The sequence below is a fragment of the Streptomyces sp. NPDC052496 genome, from assembly GCF_040679095.1.
Lineage (GTDB): Bacteria > Actinomycetota > Actinomycetes > Streptomycetales > Streptomycetaceae > Streptomyces.
Window position 1 is genome coordinate 1 of sequence record NZ_JBFAUH010000027.1, and the last position, 15,322, is coordinate 15,322.

General features: G+C 73.7%; 8 protein-coding genes. 4 read left to right on the plus strand and 4 right to left on the minus strand.

Translation table 11 applies throughout. The annotated features are described in order from the left end of the window. Positions 1–299 precede the first annotated feature (299 nt). Entirely contained in the window at positions 300–860 is a 561-nt protein-coding gene (locus AB0L45_RS30570) for a MarR family transcriptional regulator (RefSeq protein ID WP_030025338.1), read from the minus strand. A gap of 132 nt (positions 861–992) precedes the next feature. Between AB0L45_RS30570 and AB0L45_RS30575 the strand changes: the two genes are divergently transcribed. Continuing rightward, complete coding sequence (locus AB0L45_RS30575) at positions 993–2,333, plus strand: MFS transporter (protein ID WP_365845831.1); 1,341 nt, start codon at positions 993–995, stop codon at positions 2,331–2,333. Between the two features lie 218 nt (positions 2,334–2,551). Here the strand turns inward: AB0L45_RS30575 and AB0L45_RS30580 are convergent, their stop codons facing one another. Both AB0L45_RS30580 and AB0L45_RS30585 read right to left on the minus strand, forming a co-directional pair. Continuing rightward, a complete protein-coding gene (locus AB0L45_RS30580) occupies positions 2,552–4,333 on the minus strand; it encodes a SpoIIE family protein phosphatase (protein ID WP_365845651.1) in 1,782 nt (593 codons plus the stop codon). 557 nt (positions 4,334–4,890) lie between these two features. After that, positions 4,891–6,264 (minus strand): FAD-dependent oxidoreductase, encoded by a 1,374-nt coding sequence (locus AB0L45_RS30585; RefSeq protein WP_365845653.1) that lies wholly within the window; start codon positions 6,262–6,264, stop codon positions 4,891–4,893. Positions 6,265–6,708: 444 nt separating this feature from the next. Here AB0L45_RS30585 and AB0L45_RS30590 point away from each other — a divergent pair, with 444 nt between their 5' ends. After that, on the plus strand, positions 6,709–7,728 hold the full coding sequence (locus AB0L45_RS30590; protein WP_365845655.1) for a TetR family transcriptional regulator: 1,020 nt from the start codon (positions 6,709–6,711) through the stop codon (positions 7,726–7,728). 1,001 nt (positions 7,729–8,729) lie between these two features. Further along, entirely contained in the window at positions 8,730–10,580 is a 1,851-nt protein-coding gene (locus AB0L45_RS30595; RefSeq protein ID WP_365845833.1) for a sigma-70 family RNA polymerase sigma factor, read from the plus strand. Between the two features lie 44 nt (positions 10,581–10,624). Here AB0L45_RS30595 and AB0L45_RS30600 read toward each other — a convergent pair whose 3' ends face one another. After that, a complete protein-coding gene (locus AB0L45_RS30600) occupies positions 10,625–12,709 on the minus strand; it encodes an asparagine synthase-related protein (protein ID WP_365845657.1) in 2,085 nt (694 codons plus the stop codon). Positions 12,710–13,848: 1,139 nt separating this feature from the next. On the opposite strand from AB0L45_RS30600, the gene AB0L45_RS30605 reads away from it, so the two are divergent. Further along, positions 13,849–15,318: an MFS transporter gene (locus AB0L45_RS30605; protein ID WP_365845659.1), complete on the plus strand. Its 1,470-nt coding sequence runs from the start codon at positions 13,849–13,851 to the stop codon at positions 15,316–15,318. The last annotated feature ends 4 nt before the right edge of the window (positions 15,319–15,322 follow it).

Consider the following 15,322-nt stretch of genomic DNA (forward strand, 5'->3'; position numbering starts at 1 on the left):
GGTTCAGGAAGCTTTCGGTTTCGAAAGTGAATCCGATTCCCCGTCGGAGGGGGTTTGTTCGCGCCTTCCGGCGTGCTCACTACTTTAGTGCCTTTTCCCTGTGACACATAATCGGGTCACTGGTCGGAATTTCGGCATGCCGAAATCCGTCCCGTTCGGGAGTCGTGCAGTAGTGGTGTGCCGCCGGTGCGGCGTGAGGGGCTACCGCAGAACCGTTACAGCTCCATGGCAACTCGAAGAACTCTACGTACGTCGGCAACCCATGTCAACCACCTCTGGTCAACCGGTTTTGCCCTGCCTCAGTCGAGGTCGTTCAGCCGGCCGTCGGCGTCCGGCTGGGCGTCCTCCACGCGGCACAGAAGGCGGGTCAGCATCTCCCCGAGCTGGCCGCGCTCCTCGGTGGAGAGGTCCTGGAGCAGGTCCTCCTCGAAGACCGATGCCATCCGCATGGCCTCGACCCACTTCTCACGGCCTTCCTGGGTGAGCTCGACGATCACCCGTACGCGGTTGGCCTCGTCGCGCTCCCGGGTCACCAGCCCCTCGCTCGCCATCCGGTCGATGCGGTGAGTCATGGCGGCCGGCGTGAGGCCGAGGCGCTTGGCCAGCTCGCCGGGGCCCATCTGATAGGGCGCCCCCGCGACGACGAGGGCCTTGAGCACCTCCCATTCCGCGTTGCTCATGTTGAGGGTGGCGGTCTGCCGCCCGTAAGCGACGTTCATCCGGCGGTTGAGGCGCTGCAGTGCGGAGACGACCTGCTCCACCTGGGGGTCGAGGCCTTGGAACTCGCGCTGGTAGGCCGCGATCTGTTCCTCGAGGCTCGGCTCCGCAGGACTGTGGGCCGCATCTGAGGGCTCTGACATGCCGGGAAGTATGACACGGACCTCATTGGCGTTGAAGTCCTTCGGCATGTACTCTTTAGCTTCGAACTTTAGTATTGAAGTCTTCAGGGTGTGACTGTCCAGTCCCCCTCGATCTGACCTAGGTAGGTGAGTGTGACCACCGCGATGGGCGCCGCGCTGCGCCGGATCCAGCTGGGCAACGCGCTGAGCGCGTTCGGCAACGGCTTCACGGTTCCGTATCTCTACGTCTATGTGGCGAAGGTGCGGGACCTCGGCGCGAGTACGGCCGGTGTCGTACTCGCGATGCTGGCCGTCGCCGCGCTCGTCGTGCTGCCCTTGACCGGTCGGGCGATCGACCGGAGGGGTCCGCTGCCGGTGGCCGTCGTAGGTGCCGTCACCGCGGCCGTCGGTTCGCTCGGACTGGGCCTGTCCACCACGGAACCCCTGGTGATCGCCTCCGCCATCGCCCTCGGCGCCGGTATAGCGGTCATCCAGCCCGCCCTGGCCACGATGATCGTGTGGTGCTCCACGACGGTCACCCGCTCGCGGGCGTTCGCCACCCAGTTCTTCCTGAACAACCTGGGCCTGGGCATCGGCGGCCTCATCGGCGGCCTGCTGGTCGACGAGTCGGCGGCCGGCAGCTTCGTCCGGCTCTTCGCGATCGAGGCCGTGATGTTCCTGGTGCTGGGCGCGGCCATCGCGACCGTACGGCTGCCGCGGACGCCGCGGGTCGAGGACCCGGTGCCGAGCGAAGCCCGGGCCAAGGGCTCCTGGCGCGCCCTGTTCGCCGACCGCCGCATGATGTGGCTCTGCCTGCTGGGCTTCGTGCTGTTCTTCGCCTGCTACGGCCAGTTCGAGTCGGGCCTCGCGGCGTACGCCACCGAGGTCACGCGGATCTCGCCGTCCACGCTCGGTATCGCGCTCGCCGCCAACACCGCGGCGATCGTGGCGGCCCAGTTCGTGGTCCTGAAACTGGTCGAGCGCCGGCGGCGCAGCCGGGTGATGGCCGTGGTCGGACTGATCTGGACCGTCGCGTGGCTGGCGGCGGGACTGTCGGGCCTGGTGCACGGTGCGCACGCGGTGGCCACCACTTTGCTGATCTCGACCTACGCCCTCTTCGGTATAGGGGAGTCCATGCTGTCGCCGACGGTGGCCCCCCTGGTGGCGGACCTGGCACCGGCATCGATGGTCGGCCAGTACAACTCGGTCTTCGCCCTGGTGAAGCAGCTGGCACTGGCGGTCGGCCCGGCGGTGGGCGCGCTCATGGTCGGCCACGGGATGTCCGCCCCGTACATCGGGATGCTGGTGCTCTGCGCCGTCGGCATCAGCGTGCTGGCGCTGCGGCTGGGCCGGATGCTCAGCCCCGCGCAGGACAACCCGCACATCCGGGCCTTCACGCCGGACGCGCCGGCGGGCACGGTCACCGACACGGGTGCCGACGCGGCGGCCGACGCGGGCGCGCCGCGGCGTGAGTCCGTGACGGCGGTGGCGTGAGCCAAAGGGAGCTGGCTGAGGGGGCCGGCTGAGGAAGCTGACTCCGGACGGGCCGGTCCTGCTCGATCGAGCAGGACCGGCCCGTTGCGTTGCGCGGCCGTGCACCCGCGTACGTGCCGGACCGGCCGGCCGCTGCCCCGGCCCCGCCGCTGCCACGACCTCCCGCTCTCGCCCGGCTCCCTGCTCCCTGCTCCCTGCTCCCTGCTCCCGCGGCACTCTCACTCCCGCGGCAACGCGAACTCGCACCACACGGCCTTGCCGCCGCCCGGCGTCCGTCGCGATCCCCACGCCGAGGCGATCGTCGCGACGATCGAGATGCCGCGGCCGGCCTCGTCCGCGGGCTCGGCCCGGCGGCGTCGTGGCAGGTGGTCGTCGCCGTCGGTCACCTCGATGATCAGGCGGCGGTCCGTACGGCGCAGCCGCAGCCGCATCGGCGGGGTGCCGTGCTGGAGCGAGTTGGCGACCAGTTCGCTGGCGGCCAGGACGCCGAGGTCGTGCAGTTCCGGGGAGAAGCGCCAGGAGGCGAGCACCCCGGAGGCGAAGGCCCGGGCGCGGGGCGCCGCTTCCGTACCGCCGTGCAGTTCTAGGGCGGCGTTGTGGAACAGCTCGGCGTCGTGCCCCGTACGGGCGGGGTGCTGGAGGACCAGGACGGCCACGTCGTCGTCGTGGTCGGTACTGATCCCGAGTGCGCGCAGCAGGCGGCCGCAGATGATGTCCGGCGCGCCGGTCGCGCCCGCGAAGGCGCGCTCCAGGGCCTCCACGCCGTGGTCGATGTCCTTGTCGCGGCGCTCGACCAGGCCGTCCGTATAGAGGACAGCGGTCGAACCCGGTCCCAGGGGGACGCTGCCGGAGGAGTGCAGCCAGCCGCCGGTACCCAGGGGCGGGCCGGTCGGTTCGGCGGCGCGGTGGACCACGCCCTCGGCGTCGCGCACCAGGATGGGCAGGTGGCCGGCGGAGGCGTAGACCAGGCGGCCCTCATTGGGGTCGTGGACCGCGTAGACGCAGGTCGCGATCTGGCTGGCGTCGATCTCGGCGGCCAGTCCGTCCAGCAGCTGCAGGACTTCGTGGGGCGGCAGGTCGAGCCGGGCGTAGGCGCGGACCGCCGTACGGAGCTGTCCCATGACCGCCGCCGCGCGCACGCCCCGGCCCATGACGTCGCCGATGACCAGCGCCGTGCGGCCGGCCCCGAGGGTGATGACGTCGTACCAGTCGCCGCCGACCGCGGCGTCCGTGCCGCCCGGCTGGTACGTCGCGGCGACCCGTAGGTCGTCGGGCTGTTCCAGCTCCTGGGGCAGCAGGGAGCGTTGCAGCGTCACGGCGGCCGCGCGCTGGCGTGCCTCACTGGCGCGCAGCCGTTCGGTGGACTCCACCTGGTCGGTGACGTCCGCGCCGAAGACGAGCACACCCTTGTGGGGCGCCACGCAGGCGATCTCCGGGTCGGGCGCCGGTCCGCTGGCCGCGACCTCGATGGGTGTGCAGGTGAAGGTGTAGTAACCGTCGCGGGACTGGTCGGCGCCGGCGCCGCCCGGCACCCGGCGGGCCTTGACCGTACGGGGGCGGCCGCTGCGCAGCACCTGGTCCATCAGCGGGAGCAGGCCGAGCGCGTCCAGTTCGGGCAGCGCCTCGCGTGCGGTGGCGCCGGGCGGCCGGGGGCCGAAGACGGTGGCGTACGCGCCGTTGACGTACGCGATGCGGTGCTCGGGGCCGTACACGACCGCCACCAGGGCGGGCACCTTGCCCAGGATGTCGTGGACGGACAGCGCGTCGACGCTGGGCATGCGGTCCGGTCCGGCGGGCGGACCGTCACCGGCCGCGTCGGCGTCGGGGTGTTCGGCGCGGGCCGCGGGGACCGCGGCGGATCCCGGGCCCGGCGGCCCGCCCGGGGCCGGGGCGGCGGACGCGGCCGGCACCGCGGCGGCCGTGGGCGCGGCGCGGTCGGGCCGGGCGGCACTGCGCCGCTGTGTGCCGGGGAGACGGGCGCTCCAGCGCGTGAAGTTCACGGAGGGGTACCTCTTACTTCGCGTCGTCGCGCGGGAGCGGACCGTCGGCCCGGTGGGGCTCCCGGAGGAACTCCCCGTGCGCACGCCGGAGGGACGCCCGCCCGGCGGACGCGGGGAGGGGAAGCGGTGTCGGCTGGGGGCACGCTCGGCGCCCTCTGGGGGATTGCAGCAAACGTCCAGAATCCTCGTGATTGTCACTCTTCGCAGATACGAGCCCACCCATGGTCACACGTCCAGTGTGGCCGACCGGACTGACATCCGTCAGACGCCGGAGCCATCAGGCGGAGTTCCTGGCTCCGGGTACAGGGGTGCGGGTGACCGGGGACCGTACGGGCGCGTGGTGGGCCACCAGGGCGTACGGGCACGTCGATGGGCCTACGGGACGTACGGCGTCTCGGCGGACCTACGGGCGTGCGGGGAACGTGGCGGTTCTGTGGGTCATACGGGGAGCGTGGCAGTTCTACGGGGCGTACGGGGAACATGGCAGTTCAACGAGGCGTACGGGGAACATGGCAGTTCAACGGGTCGTACGGGCCACCCGCCAGGCCGACGCTCCGTCAGCCCGTCTCGTGGTGCCGTCCGGTGCCCGCCGCCAGCTCGAACTCGGCCCGCGGGTGTTCCAGTGAGCCGAGAGAAACGATTTCCCTCTTGAACAGCCCGGCGAGCGTCCACTCGGCCAGCACCCGCGCCTTCCGGTTGAACGTGGGCACCCGGCTCAGGTGGTACACGCGGTGCATGAGCCACGCCGGATAGCCCTTCAGGCGGCGCCCGTAGACGTGCGCGACCCCCTTGTGCAGGCCGAGCGAGGCGACCGAACCGGCGTACTTGTGCGCGTAGTCCACGACCGGCCCGCCGCGCACCGTCGCCGCCACGTTGTCGGCCAGCACCCGCGCCTGGCGGACGGCGTGCTGGGCGTTGGGCGCGCACTCCTTGCGCGGACCGCCCGGCGTGTCCGGCTGCTCCGCCGTCAGGTCCGGCACCGCCGCGGCGTCCCCCGCCGACCAGGCGTGTTCGACGCCGTCGACCCGTAGAGCGGCGGTGCACGTGAGGCGGCCACGGCCGTCCCGCGGCAGGCCGGAAGCGGCGATGACCGGGTGCGGTCTGACGCCCGCGGTCCACACGAGAGTGCGAGCCGGGAAGCGTGCCCCGTCACTCAGGACGGCGACTCGCCCTTCGTACGACTCCAGGCGCGTTTCGAGCCGTACGTCGATGTTGCGCGCCCGCAGCTCCCGTACCGCGTACTGCCCCATCGCCGGACCCACCTCCGGCAGGATGCGGCCGGTCGCCTCGACCAGGATCCACTTCATGTCACCGGGCTCGACGTTGTGGTAGTAGCGCGCCGCGTACCGCGCCATGTCCTCCAGCTCCGCGAGCGCTTCCACCCCCGCGTAACCGCCGCCGACGAAGACGAAGGTCAGGGCCGCGTCGCGGATCGCCGGATCGCGGGTCGAGGAGGCGATGTCCAGCTGCTCCAGGACGTGATTGCGCAGGCCGATGGCCTCTTCGACGGTCTTGAAGCCGATGCCGCCCTCGGCGAGGCCGGGGACCGGCAGGGTGCGGGAGACCGAGCCGGGGGCCAGCACCAGCTCGTCGTAGGGGAGTTGCAGCCCGCCGGTGCCGTCCTCCTGGGAGGCCGGGGTGGTGACCGTGGCGGTCCGCGCGGCGTGGTCGAGCGCGGTGACCTCACCGACGATGATCTTGCAGTGCGGGAGTACCCGGCGCAGCGGTACGACGACGTGCCGCGGCGAGATGGAGCCGGCCGCGGCTTCCGGCAGGAACGGCTGGTACGTCATGTACGGGTCGGGGTCCACCACGACCACCTCGACGGCCGCCCGCCGCAGTTCCTGTTTCAGTTTCCGCTGCAGGCGCAGGGCGGTGTACATCCCCACGTAGCCCCCGCCGACAACGAGAATGCGCGCCGGTTCCTTCACAGAGGTTCTCCTCGCGACATCGAAAGGCCGGCCCGTGCGGGTTGCCACCACCGGCCGAGTGCCTTGCCACCACCAGGCACTGTGCCCCCGGAAGGGCGCAGCCATGTTCCATGACGCACCGGCGACACGTCTTTGTCCACAGGCCCGACGAAATGTATGACCGGTCCGGCACATTGCCCCGGAGGGCCGGATTCCGCGCCGACGGCCGCAGGAGCGCAGGTCAGGTGGCAGATATACGGCGCACGGCGGGGACGGAATCGGGGCGGATGGGAACGGTGCTCCGATCGGTGCACGGACTGTGCGGAACTGCCCTCTTCATTCTTGACCTGGGCTCAACTATGTTCGTACCTCGTTGGGGTGCAGCCTCTCGTCGTCACGTCGTTACACCCCAGCAGTCAGGGCGGGGAGTCTCCGGGGGGAGACGTCATTACCGGGGGATCATCTATGCACATTCAGGGCTCTCAATGGCCGACTGCCGTAACTGCCACCGCGCACGCCGCGGAGAGCAGGGGGAACGGCACCACGCACACGCACCCGCACACCGCGCACTCCGGTGCCGGTGGCCGGAGCACACCGCTGCGGGTCGACGCGCAGCGCAATCTTGAGCACGTCCTGCGGGCGGCTCGCGAGGTCTTCGGCGAGCTGGGGTACGGCGCGCCCATGGAAGACGTGGCGCGGCGGGCCCGCGTCGGGGTGGGGACGGTGTACCGCCGCTTCCCGAGCAAGGACGTGCTGGTCCGGCGCATAGCCGAGGAGGAGACCTCCCGGCTCACCGACCAGGCGCGTACGGCACTCGGCCAGGAGGACGACCCGTGGTCGGCGCTCTCGCGCTTCCTGCGGACGTCGGTCGCCTCCGGCGCCGGACGGCTGCTGCCGCCGAGCATATTGCGGGTGAGCGCCAGCGCTCCGGCCCCGGACGGCACGGCCGGCCCCGGTGCCGCCGAGCCGCGGGTGCCGCAGCAGCGACAGGCGTACGGGGCGGACGGCACGGCGGCCGGTGGGCCGAGCATCTCGGCCGGCATACCGGGGGCGTCCGACCTCCCCGGCGTACCGGGTGCGCCGGATGTACCGCCCGAGTTCCGCGTGGTCGCACAGCGCGGCGCGCCCGAGGCCGAGGTCACGGACGCACCGGCGGTACCGGCCACGGTCCCGAACGGGGTTCCCGCCGGCGCCGCGAACGGCGTGGCCGCGCGCGGTACGGCCGCCACCGGCACGCTGGAGGCACCGTCCGCGACCGGCGAGAGCTCGGCGGACGGTGGCGCCCAGGCGCTGCTGGAGGTCGTCGGACAGCTCGTCGAGCGGGCACGCGACGCGGGCGAACTGCGGGCGGACGTCACGGTCGCCGACGTACTCCTCGTCATCGCCACGGGCGCGCCGTCCCTGCCGGACCCGGCCCAGCAGCAGGCCGCGTCGGCCCGGCTGCTGGAGATCCTGCTGGAGGGGCTGCGGTCGCGGCCTGCTTAGCCGGGGCGGGGTGGGGTGTGACTGACGGCCGGCGATCGTCGGTCGGTGGTTGACTGCCGGCGGTTGCCTGCTGGCGGTTGACCTCCGGCTGTTGCCTGCCGACGGTTGTCGGGCGGTTGCTTGTCGGCGGTTGCCTGCCGACGGTTGTCAGGCGGCTGCCTGTTAAGTGACTGCTTGTCGGAGGGGGCGGGGCGTGGGGCCGGCTTTCGTCGGTGCCGCGTCCCGTCTCTGTGCTTTTTGCGCTCTCTGTGCTCTCTGTGCTCTCGTGCGTGAGTGGGCTAGGCGGGCGCCGGACGAGTATTCCCCTTACGAGTGACCTCTAGTGCTCACGGTCATGAACTCGCCCCGGACGAGTGGTTGGTGTGCTTGCCGGACAAGCCCGGGCCCCAGCTGTGGCACGCTAGCGCGGTGTTACCGCAGTGACGGCGTGTTCGGGGGCCTCGACGATGAGTGTGGACGGGCGGGACGAGCGGCGCGGCGGGCACGCCGGGGCGGCCGGGGCAGAGACCGGGGCCGGGGGCGGGGGCGGTACGGCCGGAGCGCGTGGGTCTCAAGTTCCCGGGCAGAAACGGCCGTACGGGCCGGAGCGGGCGAGTGCGCCGGACGCCGACGCCGGCCCGCCGGGGCATCCCCTGGAGCGGGAACGCGAACGGGAACGGCACGACCGGGCCGAGGACGAATACCGGCCGGGGCCGGCCGAGCAGACCGTTCCGTCGCAGCGTGAGCGTGACCGCGGGGACGGAGGGGAAGAGGGCGCAGGGGGCGCAGGGTACGCAGGGGGCGGTTCGGACCCGCGGGACGCGCGGGGTTCGAGGGGGGCACTGGGTACGAGGCGACGTGGTGCACACCGGAAGACGAGCCGTCGGGGGGTGTCCGGATCCGGCAGCCCTGCCGGGCAGGAAGGTTCAGCCGAGCCCCCCGGCCCAGGGACACCCACCGAGCGCAACAGCCCGGCGGAGCGCCCCGCTGTGCCGCCCTCCGACAGCGAGCTGATCGACCGCATGCGGGGCGGGGACGACAGCGCGTACGAGGAGCTGTACCGCCGGCACGCCGACGCGGTGCGCCGCTACGCCCGTACGTGCTGCCGGGACGCCCACACCGCCGACGACCTGACCGGCGAGGTCTTCGCCCGCACCCTCCAGGCCGTACGCGGCGGCTCCGGCCCCGACTCCGCCGTACGCGCCTATCTGCTCACCACCGTCCGCCGGGTGGCTGCCGCCTGGGGGCGGACCGCCAAGCGCGAGCAACTGGTCGAGGACTTCGCGGTGTTCGCGGTGTCGGCGGCAGGCTCCGCGCTGGACGACGACACGCTCGACCTCGGCGCGGACGTACGCGCCATGCACGAGGCCGAGCAGTCCCTGGCCGTACGGGCGTTCCGGAGCCTGCCGGAGCGCTACCAGACCGTGCTGTGGCACACCGCGGTCGAGGAGGAGTCGCCGAGCGAGGTCGCGCCGCTGCTCGGGCTGTCGGCCAACGCCACCGCCGTACTGGCCCACCGCGCCCGTGAGGGCCTGAAGCAGGCGTACCTCCAGGCACATGTGAGCCGTTCGCTGACCGCCGAGGGCGACTGCGCCCGGTACGCGGACCGGCTCGGCGCGTACGCCCGCGGCGGGCTGCGGATGCGGGCCGAGCGCGGGCTGCGCAAGCATCTGGAGGACTGTGCCCGGTGCCGTACGGCCGCCTCGGAGGTCGCGGACGTCAACGAGCACATCCGTGTCGTGCTGCCGGTGGCGGTCATCGGCTGGTTCGCCGCCGGTTACGCGGTCAAGGGCGCCGCGGCCGTGGTGGGGCTCGGTGGTGTGGGCGCCGCGGCGGGCGCCGGTGCGGCCGCGGCGGCCGGCGGTACGGGGGCCGGGGCGGGAGCGGGGGCAGGGGCGGGAGCGGGGGCCGGGGCGGGAGCGGGGGCCGGGGCGGGAGCGGGGGCCGGGGCGGGAGCGGGGGCCGGTGGGGCTGCGGGCGCGGGTGTTGCGAGCGGTTCCGGTGGGGCAGGTGGGGCCAGTGGGGCCGGTGCCGCGGTGAGTGAAGGGCTCGGTGCGCCCGCGAAGGTGGCCATCGGCGCGGGTGTGGCGATCGTCGCGGGCGCCGCGCTCGCCCTGGCCCTGATCGGCGATTCACAGCCCGAGCCGCAGACGCAGGCCAAGCAGCCCGGCGCGTCCTCCGTCGCGCCACAACCCCCCGCGTCCCAGCCGCCGGAGCGCACGCCGGAGCAACCGCCCCCCACGCCCGCCCCCACTCCCTCGGGCCCGACCCCGAGCCCGACCACCGCACCCCGCCCGGAACCGACGCCGACACCGACCCCCACGCCGACACCTGCGCCGCCCCGGTCCTCCCCCGCCCCCGACCCGCCGTCCTCCCCCACCCCGGCCGACCCGTCCCCGCCCACCCCACGGCCGACACCGACCCCGCCGGCGCCCGCTCCCTCCCCGTACCAGATCAACAAGCTGACCTGGGACCTCATGGGCGACGGCACGAAGCCCGAGGTGCGCATGGCGGACAGCAGCTGGCTCTGGCAGCGGCAGGGGCTGCGCATCGGCGGCCGGACGTACCGGCACGGGGTGACCGTGCACGCGCCGTCGTCCGTGACCATCGACCTGAACCGGCAGTGCACGGCGTACGACGCCTTCGCCGGCGTGGACGACATGGGGCTCGGCCTGGGGAAGCTGCGCTTCTCCGTGTACGCGGACGGGCAGCGGCTCTGGCGTTCGGGGGTGCTGCGCGGCGGCCGGCCCGCGGTCCCGGTGCACGTGCCGTTGCGTGGGCACAAGACGCTGCGTCTGGTCGTCGAGCCGGGCTCCGCGAACACCGTGATGTTCCTGGGCGACTGGGCCCAGTCACAGATCACCTGCCGCTGAGGCCGTCCCACAGCGGCACCACGTCACCATCGGGCGCCTCCCCGTCAAAGGCTCGGCCGCTGCGGCACCCCGCCCGCCACCGCGCGCTGGCGGGGTGCGGCGGAGCCGGTCCAGCAGGTGCCGCGGCGGGCGAGCAGGCGGCGCAGCCACAGTTCGGTGGAGACGAGTTCGGCGAGGCCGTCCAGCGGGAGCGGGGCGCCTTCGGCCGCCGCCCGCAGGGCCTTCCGTACGACCCGTGCCTCCACCAGGCCCGCGTCGGCGAGCAGCGGTGTGTCGAAGAGGCCGACCACGTCCCCGATGGAGGTGCGCAGGCCGGCCCGTACGGCTGCCGCGTGGGTGATGTGGGACGTGGCGCCCCAGCCGGGCGGCAGGTCGCGGACGCCCGCGCCGGACAGGACGGCGCGCAACACGGCCGCGCGCGCCCCCGGTTGGACGCGCAGCGTGTCGGGGAGCGCGCGGCAGGCCAGCACCACCTGGTTGTCGAGGAAGGGGGCGTGCAGCCGTTGGTTGCGTACCTCCACGGCTTGCTCGAAGATCCGGTGATCGGCCGCGTGGCGGGCCAGCGCGGCACGGGCCCGGCGTTCGCCCGGCCGCCCCACGACCGGGGTCCGGTCCGCCGCCGCGCTGAGACGAACCGATACTTCGGCCAGTGCCTCCCCCGTCAGCCACCGCGCCGCGGGCCCTGGCCGGCACCAGGAGAGCGCCGCCAGCGACGCGTCCACCGCCCCGCCGCCCGCCACCGGCTCGTCGGTGAACCGCCGCTCTCTCAGGCGCGTCGCCGTCTCGGCGACCCCTGCCCCGTAGGGCGTACGGGCCAGCTTGCGCGCCGCACGGTACACGGTGAACGGCACCAGGGCGGACTGCGACAGCGGCCCGTCGGCCTTGGCCAGTGCCGTGACGGGCCGCAGCAGGTGACGTCTGCGGCGGTCCAGGAGCAGGTCGGCGAGGCGCGCCGGGTGCGCGTCCAGGACCTGTCGCGCCCCGGCGCCCACGAAGTGGTCCGCGCTCCCCGCCAGCAGCCGCCGGCGGTGGCGTCCGGCCGTGACGAGTGAGGGGCCCGGTTCGTCCGTGAGCGGCCCGCCCTCCAGGTCCGCGTACGGCAGGGCCTCCTCGCCCGCCGCGACGACGACGTGGTGCAGGCGCGGATTGTCGGCGATGCTGCGGGCCCGCTCCAGCTCGGCCTCCCGGTAGGGGCGGCCCCCGTGGGTGGCGCGGTCGTTGAAGGTGACGGCCAGAAGACGCTCACCGCGCCCGTTGACCGTACCGGGCACCCCGGGGAGCCCGGCGGCCAGCAGGGCCAGCGTGGCGGAAGCGCTTCCTCCGGAGAGGTCGGCACCGACACCGGGGGCCGGGGCGCCGCGCGCGGCCCGCCGTTCGGCCGGCCCCATGCCCGGTACGGGGCCCGGGTCCAGGCTGCTCAGCCCGTCCGGGTCCGGCGCGTGCCGCGGCCCGGACAGCCGGGCCCGTACGGCCTCGATCAGCGCGTCCCGGACGCCGTCGACGGCCTGCTCCGGGGGCAGTTGCGGCGCGGCGACGGCGAGTGAGGCCGTCGGCTCGTAGGAGGTGATGTCGCGGCTGCCCCCGCGCAGGACGAGCGCGTGGCCCGGCGGCACCCGTCGCACTCCCTCGTACGGGGTGCCGGCACCGAGCGCCTCCGGGGCGTCCGGGCAGGCCAGCAGCGCGGCCAGGTGTCCGACGTCCAAGCTCGCCTCGATCAGGTCGGCGAGCGGGAGGGCGGCGGTCGCGTACGCCGTACCGCCCGCCCACGGGGTGTGGAAGACCGGCCGCGCGCCCGCCAGGTCACCGGTGACGGTCACCCGCCTGCCGACCTGGACGACGGCCGTATAGCTCCCCGGCCAGGCGGTGAGATGACGCAACGCGCCTCCGCGGGCCGCGAAGAGCCCGACCCGCAGCTGGTCGTCGGTGGCACCGCAGACACCGAAGACGGCGAGCCGGGTCTCGGCGTCGGCCTGGACCGCGCGCACCTCGTCGGGGCGCCAGTCGCCGACCGCCCACAGCGGATCCGGGTCGCCCCACAGAAGTTGGGCGCCTACGGGGAGGACCGTGCGGGCCTCCTCGGTGGGGGCCGGCCCCGTGGCGGTACTGCTCCACCCCACCAACCAGCGCATCGCCGCCTCCACCCTGTTCGCCGCCGCCGGGCGGCCCCCGTCCGTCCGCACGGGCGGACGCCCGCCCACCTCAGGAACACCCCTGATGGTCGGCAGGGTGGACCGGACCGCCGCCCCGCACAGCGGATCTCCAAGCCGTTGCCGAGCTGTTGTGCGGACCATGCTGCCACGACAGCGGCGCTCGGGAGGCGTCGAGGAGGGCCTGTGAACGGGGGTGTTCGGAAGACGTTACCGAGTACGGGCGGGGCGGGGCCGAGGAGGAGTTCGGGCCTGGGGGCGTGCGGTGGGGGGTGCGGTGGTGTATGAAGGGCCCTTCTCGAACGCGGGGCGCGGGGCGCGGGGCGCGGGGCGCGGGGCGCGGGACGCAGAGACGCAGAGACGCAGAGACGCAGGGGCCGGGGGAGGCAGCGAGGCAGGGACGCAGGGATACAGGAGCGCGGCGCGGACGGGGAACGGCCCCACACCTGCCCGCCGCCCCGACCCACGTTCCCGATCCCGGCCCCGATCCCGACCCACGTTCCCGATCCCGATCCCGATCCCGACCCACGTTCCCGATCCCGGCCCCGACCCCGATCCCGAAGGCAAACCCGAGTACGTCGATTTTCGGCCAAAATCTGTGCGGCGGACCCCGGTTGGCCCGATACCGGCCAGGCCGGCCGCGGCCCGGGGGATCACCCGCCGGACTGCCCTCCCGAACACCCGGGCGCGCCCCTCAGGACGCCGCGCCGAACGGCCGGGCGCCCTCCCGGACACTCCCGGGACCGAACGGGCACCCTCCAGGCCGTCCCGGCGGGCCCTTCCCGCGAAATGCGACAGTCCGGGAGGCGGGACTCGCCCCCCGGACCGGACCGCCACCCGCGGGGAATGAGGCGGCGGTGTCCCCCAGCCCACTGGATCCAGTGCAGCGGGCCGACCCACGCAGGTCCCATGGAAGCGCTCCCGCACCAGCCCGGCCAGCGCGCACACACGGGCGCACGGCAACACGTACCCGGAGCACATGCCAAACCCCCTACGACCGCTTGGACTTGAAACCCGCCATCCGGGACATCGGGCCTTAACGGTAGGGATTCGGCGAACTACTCTGGGTGGACGCGTGCCCCGGGGTACCGGGGCTGCCGTCGCTGTGTCGAGGGGTGCGCATGTCAAGGGATATACGCGGGCCGAACGAGAAGCTCGGCACCGTTCTCGCCCTCGCGGGGATCAGCAATGCCGGGCTCGCCCGTCGGGTCAACGACCTGGGGGCGCAGCGCGGGTTGACCCTTCGCTACGACAAGACGTCGGTGGCCCGGTGGGTGTCCAAGGGCATGGTGCCGCAGGGCGCCGCGCCCCATCTGATCGCGGCCGCGATAGCCGGCAAGCTCGGCCGTCCGGTGCCGCTCCACGAGATCGGCCTGGCCGACGCCGACCCGGCCCCGGAGGTGGGCCTGGCCTTCCCGCGCGACGTGGGCGCCGCGGTCCGGTCCGCGACCGAGCTGTACCGCCTCGACCTGGCCGGACGCCGCGGTGGCGGGGGCATCTGGCAGAGCCTGGCCGGATCCTTCTCGGTGAGCGCGTACGCGACGCCTGCCTCGCGGTGGCTGATATCCCCGGCCGACAGTTCCGTCGCGCGCGAAGCGCCTGACCTGCGGGAGGTACGGGACGGCAACGGCGCACCCGGCAAGGACGGCGCCCCCGGGGACGGTGCCGCGCCCCTGCACGTCGGCCACAGCGACGTCACCAAGCTCCGGGAGGCCGCCGAGGACGCCCGCCGCTGGGACTCCAAGTACGGAGGCGGCGACTGGCGCTCCTCGATGGTGCCCGAGTGCCTGCGGGTGGACGCGGCGCCGCTGCTGCTGGCCTCGTACAGCGACGAGGTGGGCCGGGCCCTGTTCGGCGCGACCTCGGAGCTGACCCGGCTGGCGGGCTGGATGGCCTTCGACACCGGACAGCAGGAGGCGGCCCAGCGCTACTACATCCAGGCCCTGCGCCTGGCCCGGGCCGCCGCCGACGTGCCGCTGGGGGGGTACGTCCTGGCTTCGATGTCGCTCCAGGCGACCTACCGCGGCTTCGCCGACGAGGGCGTCGACCTCGCCCAGGCCGCTCTGGAGCGCAATCGCGGCCTGGCCACGGCCCGCACGATGAGCTTCTTCCGCCTGGTGGAAGCACGTGCCCAGGCCAAGGCCAACGAGGCGCGCGCCTGTGAGGTGGCGCTGAAGGCCGCCGAGGGCTGGCTGGAGCGTTCCCGCGAGGGCGACCCGGACCCGTCCTGGCTGGACTTCTACTCGTACGAGCGCTTCGCCGCCGATGCCGCCGAGTGCTACCGCGACCTGCGGCTGCCCCGCCAGGTGCGCCGCTTCACGGAGCAGGCGCTGTCCCGCCCCACGGAGGAGTACGTCCGCTCGCACGGGCTGCGGCTGGTCGTCTCCGCGGTGGCCGAGCTGGAGTCCGGCAACCTGGACGCGGCCTGCGCGGCCGGCACCCGGGCGGTCGAGGTGGCCGGCCGTATCTCGTCGGCCCGCACGACCGAGTACGTACGCGATCTCCTGCACCGCCTGGAGCCGTACGGCGACGAACCCCGCGTCGTGGAGCTGCGCGAACGGGCGCGGCCGCTGCTCGTGGCGCCGGCGTAGGGGC

Excerpts from the sequence above, each read along its gene's own strand:
- AB0L45_RS30570 (WP_030025338.1), bottom strand. The coding sequence starts at position 860 with ATGTCAGAGCCCTCAGATGCGGCCCACAGTCCTGCGGAGCCGAGCCTC.
- AB0L45_RS30590 (WP_365845655.1), top strand. The coding sequence starts at position 6,709 with ATGCACATTCAGGGCTCTCAATGGCCGACTGCCGTAACTGCCACCGCG.
- AB0L45_RS30595 (WP_365845833.1), top strand. The coding sequence starts at position 8,730 with ATGCGGGGCGGGGACGACAGCGCGTACGAGGAGCTGTACCGCCGGCAC.
- AB0L45_RS30600 (WP_365845657.1), bottom strand. The coding sequence starts at position 12,709 with ATGCGCTGGTTGGTGGGGTGGAGCAGTACCGCCACGGGGCCGGCCCCC.
- AB0L45_RS30605 (WP_365845659.1), top strand. The coding sequence starts at position 13,849 with ATGTCAAGGGATATACGCGGGCCGAACGAGAAGCTCGGCACCGTTCTC.